This is a genomic window from Litchfieldella rifensis (assembly GCF_042646605.1).
Lineage (GTDB): Bacteria > Pseudomonadota > Gammaproteobacteria > Pseudomonadales > Halomonadaceae > Litchfieldella > Litchfieldella rifensis.
Window position 1 is genome coordinate 1 of record NZ_JBHRUG010000033.1, and the last position, 1,081, is coordinate 1,081.

Consider the following 1,081-nt stretch of genomic DNA (forward strand, 5'->3'; position numbering starts at 1 on the left):
CTCGCCGTCGAGGCCCCGGTGGCCATGTTGCGCGTGTACTGCTCGTGGCCCGGGGTGTCGGCGATGATGAACTTGCGCCGGTCGGTGGAGAAGAAACGGTAGGCAACATCGATGGTGATGCCCTGCTCGCGCTCGGACTGCAGGCCGTCGACCAGCAGCGCCAGGTCGACGGCGTCGCCGGTGGTGCCGCTGGTCTTCGAGGCCTGGGTGATCGCCGCGAGCTGGTCCTCGTAGATCATCTTGGAATCGTGCAGCAACCGCCCGATCAGCGTCGATTTGCCGTCGTCGACGCTGCCGCAGGTGATGAAGCGCAGCAGGTCCTTGTTCTCGTGCTCGTGGAGGTAGGCTTCGATGTTTTCCGCGATAAGGGCTGATTGGTGTGACACGGGTTTTCTCCATCCTGGTGAAGAACACGAGCGCTGCGAGCTCCGCGCGGCGGGCTACGAGCAGGCCGTGCTCTTCATGTTTGGTGGGTATCGTCAACAACGAGTGCTTCTCGGAGGCTACGAGTCTCGATAACCAGCTCGTAGCTCGTAGCTCAGAAGTATCCTTCCCTCTTCTTCTTCTCCATCGAGCCGGCCTGGTCGTGGTCGATGGCCCGGCCCGAGCGCTCGCTGGTGCGCGTGAGCAGCATTTCCTGGATGATCTCGGGCAGCGTGGCGGCCTGGGATTCCACCGCCCCGGTCAGCGGGTAGCAGCCCAGGGTGCGGAAGCGCACCCACTTCTCCTCGGGCACTTCGCCGGGCGCGAGCGGCAGCCGCTCGTCGTCGACCATGATCTGCATGCCGTCGCGCTCGACCACCGGGCGCGGCGCGGCGTAGTACAGCGGCACGATGGGGATCGACTCGAGGTAGATGTACTGCCAGATGTCGAGCTCGGTCCAATTGGAGAGCGGGAACACGCGGATCGACTCGCCCTTGTTGACCTTGGCGTTGTAGACGTTCCACAGCTCCGGGCGCTGGTTCTTGGGGTCCCAGCGGTGGTACTTGTCACGGAACGAGTAGACCCGCTCCTTGGCGCGCGAGGCTTCCTCGTCGCGCCGCGCGCCACCGAAGGCGGCGTCGAAGCCGTGCTGGTCCAG

General features: G+C 64.8%; 2 protein-coding genes. Both read right to left on the bottom strand.

The genetic code is table 11. From position 1 onward, the window contains the following. A partial coding sequence (locus tag ACFOEV_RS18270) for a GTP-binding protein (protein WP_386776334.1) occupies positions 1 to 386 on the bottom strand: 386 nt, incomplete at its 3' end. Positions 387 to 538: 152 nt separating this feature from the next. Further along, the coding region (gene cysD / locus ACFOEV_RS18275; protein WP_386776335.1) for a sulfate adenylyltransferase subunit CysD at positions 539 to 1,081 on the bottom strand (543 nt) is incomplete at its 5' end.